17 protein-coding genes are annotated in these 13,713 nt (G+C 46.4%); 15 read left to right on the plus strand and 2 right to left on the minus strand.

The window, feature by feature from the left end:
• Nucleotides 1-170 precede the first annotated feature (170 nt).
• Nucleotides 171-599 (plus strand): transcriptional regulator MntR, encoded by a 429-nt coding sequence (gene mntR, locus ACQCV8_RS06745; RefSeq protein ID WP_426843818.1) that lies wholly within the window; start codon nt 171-173, stop codon nt 597-599.
• A gap of 254 nt (nt 600-853) precedes the next feature.
• Nucleotides 854-1,735: a patatin-like phospholipase family protein gene (locus tag ACQCV8_RS06750; RefSeq protein WP_426843819.1), complete on the plus strand. Its 882-nt coding sequence runs from the start codon at nt 854-856 to the stop codon at nt 1,733-1,735.
• Here the strand turns inward: ACQCV8_RS06750 and ACQCV8_RS06755 are convergent.
• Together ACQCV8_RS06755 and ACQCV8_RS06760 are read right to left on the minus strand one after the other, a co-directional pair.
• On the minus strand, nt 1,732-2,112 hold the full coding sequence (locus ACQCV8_RS06755; protein ID WP_426843820.1) for an SA1362 family protein: 381 nt from the start codon (nt 2,110-2,112) through the stop codon (nt 1,732-1,734). The genes ACQCV8_RS06750 and ACQCV8_RS06755 overlap by 4 nt on opposite strands.
• Nucleotides 2,113-2,143: 31 nt before the next feature.
• A complete protein-coding gene (locus ACQCV8_RS06760; RefSeq protein WP_426843822.1) occupies nt 2,144-3,085 on the minus strand; it encodes a DUF1385 domain-containing protein in 942 nt (313 codons plus the stop codon).
• Between the two features lie 237 nt (nt 3,086-3,322).
• On the opposite strand from ACQCV8_RS06760, the gene ACQCV8_RS06765 reads away from it, so the two are divergent.
• From ACQCV8_RS06765 to spoIIIAG, 13 genes are all read left to right on the plus strand, one after another.
• Nucleotides 3,323-3,847: a YqhR family membrane protein gene (locus ACQCV8_RS06765; protein ID WP_426843823.1), complete on the plus strand. Its 525-nt coding sequence runs from the start codon at nt 3,323-3,325 to the stop codon at nt 3,845-3,847.
• Nucleotides 3,848-4,040: 193 nt separating this feature from the next.
• Entirely contained in the window at nt 4,041-4,490 is a 450-nt protein-coding gene (gene aroQ, locus ACQCV8_RS06770; protein ID WP_426843824.1) for a type II 3-dehydroquinate dehydratase, read from the plus strand.
• Nucleotides 4,477-5,541, plus strand: coding sequence for a M24 family metallopeptidase (locus ACQCV8_RS06775; protein ID WP_426843825.1), 1,065 nt, complete (start codon nt 4,477-4,479; stop codon nt 5,539-5,541). The genes aroQ and ACQCV8_RS06775 overlap by 14 nt, the downstream gene beginning before the upstream one ends.
• A gap of 77 nt (nt 5,542-5,618) precedes the next feature.
• A complete protein-coding gene (gene efp, locus ACQCV8_RS06780) occupies nt 5,619-6,176 on the plus strand; it encodes an elongation factor P (RefSeq protein WP_426843826.1) in 558 nt (185 codons plus the stop codon).
• A gap of 361 nt (nt 6,177-6,537) precedes the next feature.
• On the plus strand, nt 6,538-8,115 hold the full coding sequence (locus ACQCV8_RS06785; protein WP_426843827.1) for a UDP-N-acetylmuramoyl-L-alanyl-D-glutamate--2,6-diaminopimelate ligase: 1,578 nt from the start codon (nt 6,538-6,540) through the stop codon (nt 8,113-8,115).
• A 628-nt stretch (nt 8,116-8,743) separates the two neighbouring features.
• On the plus strand, nt 8,744-9,025 hold the full coding sequence (locus ACQCV8_RS06790) for a YqhV family protein (RefSeq protein WP_426843828.1): 282 nt from the start codon (nt 8,744-8,746) through the stop codon (nt 9,023-9,025).
• Between the two features lie 67 nt (nt 9,026-9,092).
• On the plus strand, nt 9,093-10,013 hold the full coding sequence (gene spoIIIAA, locus ACQCV8_RS06795; RefSeq protein ID WP_426843829.1) for a stage III sporulation protein AA: 921 nt from the start codon (nt 9,093-9,095) through the stop codon (nt 10,011-10,013).
• Nucleotides 10,001-10,516 carry a stage III sporulation protein SpoIIIAB gene (gene spoIIIAB / locus ACQCV8_RS06800; protein WP_426843830.1) on the plus strand — a complete coding sequence of 172 codons (516 nt, stop codon included), beginning with the start codon at nt 10,001-10,003 and terminating at the stop codon, nt 10,514-10,516. The genes spoIIIAA and spoIIIAB overlap by 13 nt, the downstream gene beginning before the upstream one ends.
• 23 nt (nt 10,517-10,539) lie before the next feature.
• On the plus strand, nt 10,540-10,746 hold the full coding sequence (gene spoIIIAC / locus ACQCV8_RS06805; RefSeq protein ID WP_035404031.1) for a stage III sporulation protein AC: 207 nt from the start codon (nt 10,540-10,542) through the stop codon (nt 10,744-10,746).
• A gap of 13 nt (nt 10,747-10,759) precedes the next feature.
• Entirely contained in the window at nt 10,760-11,152 is a 393-nt protein-coding gene (gene spoIIIAD, locus ACQCV8_RS06810; RefSeq protein ID WP_426844234.1) for a stage III sporulation protein AD, read from the plus strand.
• Between the two features lie 18 nt (nt 11,153-11,170).
• Nucleotides 11,171-12,403: a stage III sporulation protein AE gene (gene spoIIIAE / locus ACQCV8_RS06815; protein ID WP_426843831.1), complete on the plus strand. Its 1,233-nt coding sequence runs from the start codon at nt 11,171-11,173 to the stop codon at nt 12,401-12,403.
• Between the two features lie 10 nt (nt 12,404-12,413).
• A complete protein-coding gene (spoIIIAF, locus tag ACQCV8_RS06820; protein ID WP_426843832.1) occupies nt 12,414-13,058 on the plus strand; it encodes a stage III sporulation protein AF in 645 nt (214 codons plus the stop codon).
• On the plus strand, nt 13,051-13,713 hold the full coding sequence (spoIIIAG, locus tag ACQCV8_RS06825) for a stage III sporulation protein AG (RefSeq protein ID WP_426843833.1): 663 nt from the start codon (nt 13,051-13,053) through the stop codon (nt 13,711-13,713). Before spoIIIAF ends, spoIIIAG begins: the two co-directional genes overlap by 8 nt.

Below are 13,713 nucleotides of genomic sequence, written 5' to 3' on the forward strand. Positions count from 1 at the left end.
CAATGAGATGCCCCTGTCTTGAAGGCTGTTCAAAACAGAAATGGACTGCGAACGTTTAGTCATTCAAGAATCCCACCCGTCACACCGTAAGGTGTAGGGCTTGCGGCTTTAGCCGTGGGAGTCTCAAATATGATAGGTACGGTTAGCAAGCAATGGAGGGACTTTGAATTATGCCAACACCCAGCATGGAAGATTACATTGAACAAATTTACAATCTTATAGAAGAAAAAGGGTATGCCAGAGTCTCAGACATAGCAGAAGCACTTGGTGTTCATCCCTCCTCTGTGACGAAAATGGTGCAGAAACTGGATAAAGACGAATATTTAGTGTATGAAAAATATAGAGGTCTCATCCTGACTCCTAAGGGGAAGAAAATCGGCAAGCGTCTCGTTTTCCGTCACGAATTGCTTGAGCAGTTCATGAGAATGATCGGAGTCGATGAAGAGATCATTTATGATGATGTGGAAGGAATTGAACATCATCTAAGCTGGAATGCTATTGACAGGATTGGAGACCTTGTCCAGTACTTTGAAGAGGACCCTAAAAGGGCCGAGGATTTAAAAACCGTCCGAAAACGCAGTGAGCAGGACCCTTCTTAGTTTAGCAGCCTGCCAAGCCTGCTTTTCCATCCCCTTCTTTTTAAGACCCCGTTTCCTGAATCGCTTTCCTGCACGCGTCCCGCATTCTTTCCGTCAGTTCTAAACCGCCAGCCTGGTGAAGTAGAATAAACAAAATTTTAAGACCCCGTTTCCTGAATCGCTTTCCTGCACGCGTCCCGCATTCTTTCCGTCAGTTCTAAACCGCCAGCCTGGTGAAGTAGAATAAACAAAACAGCGGACAGAGGGGGAATCCTGTGTATATAGATGGTGTTTTTTCCGGCGGAGGAATAAAAGGCCTTGCAATGGCCGGGGCTTACCAGGCTATCGAGAAAAAGGGTCTTGAGTTTACGAGTCTCGCCGGAACGAGTGCGGGCTCCATCGTAGCTGCTTATATCGCTGCCGGATATAAAAGTGAAGAAATCATCCGCTTGCTTGAGGATGTAAATTTAAAGGATTTTATGGATGAGCGGATTTCTTTTTTTCCTCTCCGATTCTTAAAGTGGATCTCCATTTACTGGAGGCTTGGTTTGTATAAAGGGGATAAGCTTGAAAATTGGATTGCCTCAAATTTAAAAGCGAAAGGGATTTCAACTTTCGGTGATCTCCAGCCTGGAGCTTTGAGGGTCGTTGCGTCGGACCTGACCAACGGGAAGATTGCCGTGCTGCCGGACGATCTGCCCTACTACGGAATCAATCCCGAAAACTTTTCAGTTGCGCGTGCGGTGCGCATGAGCTGCAGCCTGCCTTACTTTTTTGAGCCGGTAAAGCTAACATCACGGCAGGGGAATTGTGTTATTGTGGACGGCGGGGTGCTAAGCAATTTTCCTATTTGGCTCTTTGGGGAGGAACAATTTCGCAAAAGGCCGGTCCTCGGCATCCGGCTGACGCCGAACGAACAGGAACGGCCTAAAAATAAAATTACCAATGCGTTTGAGCTTTATGGAGCATTGTTTGAAACCATGAAGGATGCTCATGATGCCCGTCATATTTCACGGAGGCATGAGCGGAATATCATTTTTCTCCCGGTAGATCACATTTTAAGTACAGAGTTTGATCTGACGGAAGAAAAAAAGCTAGCTCTCATTGAGCTAGGCAGAAGTCAAACGGAGTTTTTCCTCCGAACATGGGCCTATTAATAAAGGGCCCTGTTTTTCTTTTTCCCTTTTTTTCCTTCAATCACTGTCAGGTGGCTTGAGCTCTTGCTTTTCTTTTTCAGCGGTTTGCTTTTCGTATACTTTTTAATCGGTGTTACCGTCTTGGAAGGGGATGCGGAATAAGTCTTTTCACGCGCAGGCCGTTTTTGCTGCTTTACCGCTTTTGAATACGATGAATGCTCAGCTCCCATTCTTTTTTTCATAAAATAACGGAACACAAGATAAACTATGGCGATGGTGATTCCGATAATCGCTGCCTGCCTGAGCAAGCCGGCCGGGTCCGTAATTAATGCCGTAATCAAGTACAATCCTGCAAGACCGACAATAGCCAGAAAAAACCAGTTTGATCCGCGTTTCATGAATCCACCTCCCAGGTTAGTAAAAAGAGTGCTAAACGATTTGTTCGTTTGAAAGCTGAGTTTCTTTCTCCAATTTCAGCAACTCCTCAAAGCTTGTAATCGCTACTTCAACCTGCTGATTGTCAGGTTCTTTTGTCGTTAACAGCTGCAGCCACAAACCGGGAAGACCGAGGGCTTTTAAAACCGGAACGTTTCGAAGCGAGTTCGTCAGCTGCAGAACCTCAAATGAAATGCCCAGCACAACCGGAATCAGCGCAATCCGGTTAGCGACCCTGACCCACAATGGATCGGTCGGAACAAGCAGATAAACGAAAACCCCGACGATGACGGTAAACAGGATGAAACTGCTTCCGCAGCGGTAATGAAGCCTCGATTGCATTTGAACGTTTTCGACCGTCAGCGGCAATTCGTTCTCATAGCAGTTAATGACTTTATGTTCAGCTCCATGATACTGAAACACTCGTTTGATCAAAGGTGTAAGCGAAATAAAATAGATGTATGCGAGCAGCAGAATCAGCTTGAAAGCTCCTTCAGCCATGATTTGGGAAAAGTCGCTGCTGAAAATAAAGCGTGTCGATTCTGCAAGGAAAACCGGAACTAGAGTGAAAATGAACTTTCCGAACAGGAACGACAGGATTCCGACTGCCGCGACCCCGAGAATCATGGACAGCTTTGACTCTTTTCTCTCCTCAGCTGCTTTTCCGTCATCTTCCGGAGCTACATCAAACCGTTCAGTTGAAAAATTCAAATGCTTCGTTCCGTTTGCACTTGCTTCCAATATAGCTACAATGCCCCTGATAAATGGGATCTTTTTTAGTTTTGCAAGTGTGGGATGGGTCTTTCTTGGTAAATGGAAAAACTCGATGGACTGATCCTTCCTCCGAATGGCTGTAACGTAGTGATGCTTCCCGCCGAACATCACACCTTCAACCACTGCCTGCCCGCCGTATGCGGGCTTTTTCTCTGTAGACATGAAACACCAACCTATCTAAAAGGGTCACTTCTGAAAAGCGAAACCGCCAAAAGTGTTATGATTCTATTTTACCTAAAAAACAGGCAAACCACTAGGCTGATCTTTCATTGTTTTTACTTTAATGTGCGGGTCCAGTCTTCTAGAAATAGTATACCCGTCCATTTTTTTCTTACACATTTATTCTGACTGTCATGGTCTGAAGCAAAACCGGGCATACTTATGCCGAGGTGAATGCATATGAACAGTCAAAATACCGGCGGGGGAAAAGCAGGTCCAACAGCTGTTTCGATTTTAGGAAGAGTGGCGTCAACGGGGTTTGCAGGAGGACTGCTATGGTCAGCGGGGGGCTTTATTGCTGCATTTTTTAAGCTTGCTGAAGTCAGTCCCAATATGATTCTGCAGCCCATATCGGCAGGAGCCTGGAAAGATGGCGCGGCAGGGAATATCGTCAGTATTTGCCTGCTGAGCGTGATCTCGATCGGGATCGCTTTTATTTATTACCTGATGTTTCGGAAAATCCATTCCATCTGGGGGGGGATCGGTTTTGGAATCGGCTTGTGGGGGTTGGTATTTTTTCTTGTTCTCCCATTGTTCCCGGTTCTTAAGACAGCGGCCCAGCTTAGCTCCGATACGATTGTCACAACGCTCTGCATCTACATTCTTTATGGAATGTTCATAGGCTACTCAATCTCCTATGACTACAGCGAGGTGCAAAAAGAAACAGAGTCCAAGAACTCTAAACCATTAGAGGAAAATAGCTGATTATGGTAATATAAAGAAGGATACATAGCATTTTGGCTTGCTGCGGCTTGGTTTTTCCAAGCTTTCTTTATTTTTTGGCTTTGGTGTTGATTTTAGCACCTGTTGATTGGAGCGGAACTGAGGAGAAGCGGACGCCTGCCAGCTGCACAGCCACGTTTAACAGAGCTTATTTTTCTGAGATGGGGGAGAGAGAATGAACAGGTATCTCGTTTTAAATGGACCCAATCTGAACCTCCTTGGAAAACGGGAACCGGGAGTTTACGGTATGAAAACGCTGACGGAGCTGGAACGGGAGCTGCTTCATTTTGGGGGGGAATCCGGAATAGAAGTGGTATGCTTCCAGTCAAATCATGAAGGGGATTTAATCGATGCCATTCATGAATCGGAAGGCCAGTATGAGGGAATTGTCCTGAATCCAGGGGCTTTTACCCATTACAGCTACGCAATTCGCGATGCGGTTGCAGGAGTATATGTTCCCGTTATGGAAGTACATATATCAAACGTTTATGCGCGGGAAGAATTCCGTCATCATTCAGTAATAGCACCTGCAGCAGCGGGACAAATTGCGGGTGTTGGATTTTACGGGTACAAACTGGCGCTTATGGCTTTAATGAATCAAAAAGGGGGAAATGAACATGCTTGAAAAATTAAGACATTCATTTAAAGATTCAGGGATTGACGGCTTGCTCCTGACAAGTGAGTACAACCGCAAATATGCAACAGGCTTTACCGGATCTGCAGGGCTTGCCATCATTTCAGAATCGAAGGCTGTTTTGATTACAGATTTCCGCTACACCGAGCAGGCTGCTAAGCAGGCGCAGGGCTTCGAAATTATCCAGCACACCGGTTCGATTGCCGAAGAGGCGGCTGTTCAGGCGAAGAAATTGGGGATCGTCAAGCTCGGGTTTGAACAGGACCACGTGACCTTTGCTTCTTACGAAGGATTTAAAAAAGCAATGGGAGGAATTGAACTGGTACCGGTTTCAGGAGCGGTGGAAAAGTTACGCTTGATTAAGTCCCCTTCAGAGATTAAGATATTAAAGGAAGCGGCGCAGATTGCAGATGCCGCATACTCTCATATCCTTCACTTCGTCCGACCGGGCTTAAAGGAGATCGATGTGTCAAACGAACTCGAATTTTTTATGAGAAAAAACGGGGCGGCTTCTTCTTCATTTGATATTATTGTAGCCTCCGGTTTCCGGTCAGCGCTTCCCCACGGAGCAGCGAGTGATAAAGTAATTGAGTCCGGTGACTTGGTGACACTTGACTTTGGCGCTTATTATAAAGGGTATTGCTCTGATATCACAAGAACCTTTGCAGTCGGAGAGCCTTCCGATAAGTTAAAAGAGATTTATTCCGTTGTCCTTGAAGCGCAGCTGCGGGGCATGAACGGGATAAAAGCAGGAATGACAGGCAAAGAAGCCGATGCATTGACCAGGGATCTCATTACGGAAAAAGGGTACGGTGAATACTTCGGTCACTCCACAGGCCATGGCCTTGGAATGGAAGTTCATGAAGGACCGGCTTTATCCAAGAGGTCTGAAACCATTTTGGAGCCAGGAATGGTTGTTACCGTTGAGCCAGGGATTTATATTGCAGGCCTTGGCGGCGTCAGGATCGAAGATGACACAGTGGTAACTGAAACAGGAAATGAATCCCTGACTTCTTCCCCAAAAGAACTGATTATCCTGTAAAAAAAGCCGCTATCGCTTTTTTACATAAGCTATCCGGGACCTTCCCGGAGCAAAAGATTGCTAGGAGGAACACATTTATGATTTCAGTTAACGATTTTCGTACAGGTTTAACAATAGAAGTGGACAACGGCATTTGGCGCGTTATTGATTTCCAGCACGTAAAACCTGGAAAAGGAGCGGCATTTGTACGCTCCAAGCTTCGCAACCTTCGTACAGGTGCGATTCAGGAGAAAACGTTCCGTGCAGGTGAAAAAGTGGGCAAAGCCCAAATTGATACCCGCAGAATGCAATACCTTTATGCAAACGGCGATATGCATGTTTTTATGGACAACGAATCCTACGAGCAGATCGAGCTTCCCGGAGGATCCATCGAATACGAATTGAAATTCCTAAAGGAAAATATGGAAGTTCAAATCATGATGTACCAGACGGAAACGCTCGGAGTGGAACTGCCGAACACCGTTGAGCTGAAAGTTACCGAAACAGAGCCAGGCATTAAAGGCGATACAGCATCAGGCGGCACGAAACCGGCTACACTTGAAACCGGCCTGACCGTTAACGTTCCGTTCTTCATCAATGAAGGGGATGTTTTGATTATTAATACAACAGAAGCATCTTACGTCTCAAGAGCTTAAATAACAGAAAACCCGCCATTCCGGCGGGTTTTTGTGTTTAGCAGCTGTAAGACCGAATAAAAGAATAACCAGCAGAAAATCACTCTCTTCCCCTCTTTTAAATCATCCAGATTTTCCCTTGTTTCGTCCTTCCTGGCAGAGGGTAATATATGAAAACCATCTGTGTAAAACTTTACCCCCAAAAATGAAGAAGACAATACGGTTTATTTATTAAACGATTGATTTTTTAACAGGCATTGCTGCAACTGGTTTTTCATGACTGCTGCCGCTCATTCCTCTTCAAAGTCAGCTCAAACCGGTTCTTTTCCATTATCATTCATTGCTTCATTGGCAGTTACTCTAAATATCTGTGAGGTCATATATGCGCATTCATTTTAATCACTTATCAGAAGTCCCAGTAAAAAAAATATTCGGTCCGCCTTCACAGCAAATCCATCATTTAACGTTTGATTCCCGCCAAGCAAACGATAACTCTGTATTTTTCAGCATGAGAGGGGAAAATCACGACGGGCATCAATATATAGAAGACGCATTGAAGAAAGGAACGGTTGCCGTCTTCGGTTCAGATTATGTGCAGCTTCAGCAATTAAGTGTAAAATACCCGGCCTGCACCTTCCTCACTGTGGATAACGTACGGGAAGCGATGGCGAAATTCTCTAAACACTATTACCATCATGCAGATGAACAACTGAAAACGATAGGCATTACAGGAACAAACGGAAAAACGACAGTCGCCGCATATGTCCGTTCGCTCCTGACTTTGCTTGGAATGTCTACGGGATCTATCGGAACAACGGGCATATGGTCTTCACGAAAGAAGCTTTCCTACAAAAAAAGTACGCCGACCACTCCTGAGTCCCTGGATCTGCAGCGAATATTCCGGGATCTGGCTGATCTGGGAGAGGAAGCTGTGGCGATGGAGGTTTCATCCATCGCTCTGGACCAGCACCGGGTAGATGACATTTTATTTGATGTAGCCATTCATACGAATCTTTCAGAGGAACATTTGGAATATCATGGTACATTTGAGCATTACAAAGAATGCAAGCTGCGTCTGTTCAGGCAGGCTAAGTATGCCGTTATCAATATTGATGACAACGGGATGGGGAAGGAGCTCGCAGGCACGTTCTCCGGGCTACATTTCACCTACAGCATGTCAGAGGACAAGCAGGCCGATCTTTACGCATCGAATATTGAGATCTTGCATACAGGCACTGCCTTCGAACTGCGTTATGCAGGCAGCGACTACAGGGTGGAAGTTCCTGTATTTGGAGAATACAACATCGCAAATGTCCTGTCGGCCATCGGGGCGGCTCTGTTATTCGGGTACCACATAGAGGACATTATTAAAGTGCTTTCCAGTCTGGAGAGCCCTGAAGGCCGTTTTCAGATCATCAATGGACCCGGCAGCCGCAAAATCATTCTTGACTATGCTCATACGCCTGTTGCGCTGACCCGGCTTTTAGAAGAAGTAAGGAAGCTTCCGCACAGCCGATTAATTGTCATGATTGCAGGAATCGGCATCAGGGATTTTGCAAAAATGCCCAAAATGGCGGCTGTTGCTGAAAACAAAGCGGACGAGATCATCGTTACGGTAGACCACCCCGGAGAACATGACCCGCAGATCATTGTGAACCAGGTAACGAAGGGCTTTCGCAAGCCGCACCTGTCCTCCATTCATCAGGGACTGACGAGGAAAGATGGGGTTTTAAAGTCTTTAGAACTTAGTCAGAGCAACGATATTGTTCTGCTTACAAGCGGGTGCATCAATGGGGCCCAAATCGTTAAGGGAGAAGCCATTCCGCATTCTGACGAAGAAATTATTGAAACCTTTTTTAAATCCTGGAAACAGGGAAAAGCCGGCCGGAGGGTATCACATAAAAAGCTAATCCTGAAAAGAACCGAGCGGCTCCCGGTTGCGTGCAGAAAAAATGGATAACCAGATAAACCCGGTTCAAACGTGAACCGGTTTTTTTTTATTTGGCTTTGTTCATGCATGATGCTGATTTATTAACAGCTGTTGATTGGAGTGGAAGCCATGAGACTGCTCCGTAAAAAGAGAAGCGGTAAAGGTGGAACCACAAAGGCTCAAAGCGGCGGGGAGGCTCACCGCCCTTGGATAAGCGAATGTCTGCTAACTGCAATCAACAGCTGAGTGAGCCAATAACAAAACTAAAATACATCCTGGAGAGGCAATGAGAGCAAGTCAGACTTTAATGTGAAAAAAAATCGCAATAGAAAATAGTGGAATGCAAAGCCTCCGGATACCGGAGGTTTTCTTTGTGGGTACCGTTTCGATCTAAAAGTATTGGTTATAAGGCGGAAGGAGCGAAAAGCAGCGGGACAGATGAGATCGCGCAGCCGATCAGAAGCGGGTTTTCACTGCCCCGCCCGCGGCCGCAGAGCTTTAAAACGGACTGAACGAACAGCCTCTTTAGTATAAAACCATTGACGGGAATAAGGCTGCCGTTATCTCCAACCCTGATATTCAGCGGATCTTAAAGAGTTTTCTTTCTATTTCTTGTCCATTCCGCATAGGCTGTACAAAACGGATTTGAGGTGAGGGTATGAGAAATTGGTGGGGCGGACTGGATCAGACTGTGCTTGCGATGGCCGGCCTTAGACTGCTGTCTGCAAGCATTGAGCTGACGGCAGCCATTTGTATGCTTTTGGTCAATGACGTTCGAAAGGCGATTGCGATTAATTCTGTCCTGGCGATTGTTGGACCGGCCATTTTTATCGGGACGATGGCGATCGGGATTTACCAGATTGCTGGCGATGTTTCATATGGGAAGATGGTGTTTATTGCACTCGGAGTGGTTTTTATTTTAGTGGGGATTTACAAGTAAGCAGTAGCATAAAGCGGACAGGCGTGCATACATTTTTTATAACAGGCGGTATAAGGAGGAGTCCTCAATGGATGAGATTATGCGGGTCCTTCCTGATTCGATCAGAAGGCATTTGCAGGAGCTTTCTGAATCAGAGCGCAGCCAGCTTGAAGAAATACGGATTCGTATTTTCAGGCCAGTAGAGATTCTATTAGGCGGCGGTCACCTGTTCTTGCCTTATGCTGCGAGTCCTGATGATGGACAAGTGCTTCTGAATGAAATAAGCGGATTCTCAATTTATACCCTGGAAGAGGAGCTTCGAAGGGGGTACATTACCATTTCAGGAGGACACCGGATCGGACTTGCCGGAAAAGTCATTACGGCTGGAGGACGCGTGAAAATGATCCGGGATGTAACCTCTTTTAATATAAGGGTTGCTAAGCAGAAGATTGGGGCAGCCGATCCGCTGCATCCTGTTTTATTTAATGGATACTGGATGAACACGCTTATAGTTGGCCCTCCTCAAACCGGAAAAACGACCTTGCTGCGGGACTTGGCGAGAATCATCAGTTCAGGGACAGACAGTGAAAAGAGCAGGAAGGTCGGAATTGTAGATGAACGATCTGAAATTGCAGGCTGTGTAAACGGGATCCCGCAGCATGAGTTAGGCCATAGAGTGGACGTGCTGGACTCCTGTCCAAAAGCTGAAGGAATGATGATGATGATCCGGTCTCTCAGTCCGGACGTCATGATAGCAGATGAAATCGGTTCAAGCGAGGATTGCGGGGCCATTATGGAAGCTGTCCACGCAGGCGTGCGAATTATAGTCAGTGCCCACGGATTCGATGCTGAGGATGCAGCGAAGCGTCCATCTATTTTGCCGCTGTTTGAAAACCGTGTCTTTGAGAGGGTTATCGAGCTGAGCCGGAAGAATGGAGTCAGGAGTCTGCGCATTCTGGATGCAGATCTGAATTTAGTCAGCGGGGAGGAACGGATATGGTCAAGCTGATCGGAGCGGTCATGATCCTGTTTGCTTCAACTTGGATTGGGTTTGAGATTGCCGGCAGATTCGGGAAACGCACGAGGCTGCTGCGGGAGTTAAAGGTAGCTCTTCAATCACTGGAGGCAGAGATCGTGTTCAGCCAAAAGCCAATAAAAGCAGCCGCATCGGATTTAGCAGGACAGCTTGAACAGCCGCTTTCCCATTTCTTTTCCCAATTCTCCTCCATCCTTTCAGGAGGCGGAAAAAACACAAAAGCTGCCTGGGAGGAGAGCCTTGAGCAGCTGGCCGCTTCGAGCACCTTGCAGAAAAACGAGCTTGAGGTCATGCGGCAGTTTGGGGAGACCCTGGGCAGGCACGATCTCATTTCCCAGCAAAAGCATATTAAATTGGCCATGGTCCATTTGGAACGGGAAGAAACCGAGGCGGCAGACAGGCAGAACCGGTATGAACGGATGATCAAAAGCATCGGATTTTTAAGCGGGCTGCTGCTCGTGATCGTACTGCTGTAGCAGCGAAAGGAAGGAGCTTTTTAATGGGCGTCGATATCAATATCATCTTTCAAATTGCCGGAATCGGGATTGTGGTTGCTTTCCTTCATACCATTCTTGATCAGATGGGGAAGAAGGAATATGCACAGTGGGTTACGCTTCTTGGGTTTATTTATATCTTGTTTATGGTTGCCTCCATTGTGGACGATCTTTTCAAGAAAATTAAAGCGGTCTTTCTGTTCCAGGGATAGGGAGGCGGTCACAATCCAAATCATTCAGATTGTTGGTCTTGGCCTCGTTGCTACGTTTTTGGCGCTTGTATTGAAAGAGCAAAAGCCCACGTTCGCGTTCCTGCTTGTTGTGTTTACCGGCTGTGTCATCTTCCTTTATCTGGTAGATCAGGTGTATGAAATCATCCGGATGATTGAAAAAATCGCGGTCAACGCGAATGTGAATCTCATTTATGTTGAAACAATCATGAAAATCATCGGCATTGCCTACATTGCTGAATTTGGAGCCCAATTAACAAAAGATGCCGGACAGGGGGCCATCGCTTCAAAAATCGAGCTTGGCGGAAAAATTCTCATTTTGACGATGGCGATCCCAATCCTAACCGTCATTATTGAAACCGTTATTCAAATGATTCCTGAATTTTAACCGAAATGAGGGAGGGAAATGAACAGACTGGCCGCACTTGTTTTTTATTTGATTCTTTTTTGGCCGGCGATTGGACAGGCTGAGTCCGGTTCCTATACTGAAAGTCAGGACGAAAGCACACCTGAAGGAGAGATTTCACCTGTATCCGCACACCCCGCCGTACCGGAAGCCGTTGTGAAAGAGCAAGCAGACAGGCTGGATCTGGAGCGGGTCAAATCGTTTTGGGACGAGCTCTTGACCGAGTATGGAGGGTTTTTGCCTGAAAGCCAAAAAGGAAGTCTATATGATTTTGTGACCGGAGAAAAGCACTTTTCCATGACAGAATGGTTTCAGGCGCTGCTGAAATACTTATTCCATGAAATTCTCGCAAATGGCAAACTGCTTGGTACACTGATACTTCTTACCATCTTCAGCATGCTGCTTCAGCTTCTGCAAAACGCTTTTCAGCAAAGCACCGTCAGCAAAGTCGCGTATGCCCTTGTTTACATGGTGCTGATCATTATTGCCCTGAACAGTTTTCACATCGCCATCCAATATACAAGTGATGCCATCCGTTCGATGACCAACTTTATCATGGCTCTCATTCCATTGCTCCTGGCCCTGATGGCCTCTTCCGGCGGACTTGTATCCGCCGCCTTCTTTCATCCTGTGATTCTCTTCCTTATGAACACAAGCGGGGTGCTGATTCAAAACATTGTCCTGCCGCTCCTTTTTTTATCGGCACTTTTAAGTATTGTCAGCACGCTGACCGATCAGTATAAAGTCACCCAGCTGGCTCAGCTGATGAGACAGGCCGGGATCGGGCTCCTTGGAACCTTTTTGACGATTTTTCTCGGTGTCATATCTGTTCAGGGCGCATCCGCTGCTGTAACCGACGGCATCACCATCCGGACGGCCAAATTTTTAACGGGAAATTTCATTCCGGTCCTTGGGCGCATGTTCACAGATGCGACCGATACGGTGATCAGTGCGTCTGTTCTTCTGAAAAATACGGTAGGGATAGCAGGAGTAGCCATTCTTCTCGCCATTGCGGCCTTTCCTGCTCTGAAGGTGCTCTCTCTCGCGTTTATCTATAAATTTGCAGCAGCGATCCTGCAGCCTGTTGGCGGCGGACCGGTTATTAAATGCCTGGATATTATCAGCAAAAGTGTCATCTATATTTTCGCGGCTCTGGCAATCGTTTCTTTCATGTTTTTTCTGAGCCTGACCGTCATCATCGCTGCGGGCAACTTAACTTTAATGGTTCGATAGGAGGGCGAATATGGCATTTTTAACAAGCTGGATTACGAATATCATATTGTTTATTCTTCTTGCCATCGTCATTGATATGCTGCTTCCGAACTCCTCCATGCAGAAATATGCCAAGATTGTCATCGGACTAATGCTGATTGCGGTCATTTTAAACCCTGTCTTCCAGCTGTTTTCGGTGGATATCAATGAGCTGATCGAAAAATTTCAGTTGACTCAGGGGCAGCAGGATGAAGAATCAAATAAATTGATAGAATCTCAAAAAAAAGAAATACAAGCCTCCCACCGTGCATATATTTTAGAACAAATGGCTGTCCAAATGAAAAATGATGCCGGGGAGGAACTGAAGAAAGAATATCAGATGGAAATACAGGATATTGCGATTCACGTCTCTGAGGAGCAGGAAGCGATTGAAAGCAGCAAAGATGTAAGCACAGTCGAAGTATTGGTTCGCGCCCCCTCAGAAAAAAGAGCGAACGCCATTGAGGCCATTGAGCCCATCGAGATTGATGCATCAGAAGAAATCGTTCCGGAAGGGGAGCACGAGGCTGATCATCAGCTTCGGAGTATGGCCTCTTTGCTCGCGCAAATTTGGGAGCTGGATCAGAAGCAAATTCTAATCCGTGCGGAAGGAGGGGAGGGTCAGGTTCATGAGTGACAAAACGACGGTCATGGAAAAGGTGAAGAAGTTTTTCAATCAGCACGGCGGACAGTCTAAGCTAAACCCTAAGACATTGCTTATCCTGCTGGCAGCGGGAATCGGCTTAATGCTTCTGAGCAATCTGACAAGTGGAGGAGCCAAACCGGAATCCCCACGGTCTGCAGCCGTTACAGGCAGCAGCGGGACAGCTGAAGATCAGGAAGTGTTCAAGCAGTCCGGCGATACTGAAAAGGACTTGATTGCAGGATATGAACAGGAATATGAGAACCAGCTAAAAGAAGCCCTGGAGACCATCAGTGGGATTGATGATGTATCAGTTGTAGTGAATGTAGATGCGACCTCCTTAAAGATATTGGAAAAAAACCGCAATTCGCAAAGCCAGGTCACCAATGAAACCGATCGGGACGGAGGCGAACGCAAGGTGGATGACCGGACGGTTGATGAACAGGTCGTCATCATCAAGCAGGGCGATAAAGAAACACCGATCGTTCTTCAATATACAAAACCTTCTATCAGGGGTGTTCTCGTTGTAGCCAAAGGGGCGGACAACGTTCAAATAAAAAAACTGATCGTGGACTCTGTAACACGGGTGCTTGGTGTAGAAAGCTTCAAAGTTGCAGTAGCTCCGAAAAAAATAAAGGAGGGCTCATAA

Origin of the sequence: Metabacillus sp. 84, assembly GCF_050107715.1 — a bacterium.
GTDB lineage: Bacteria > Bacillota > Bacilli > Bacillales > Bacillaceae > Metabacillus_B.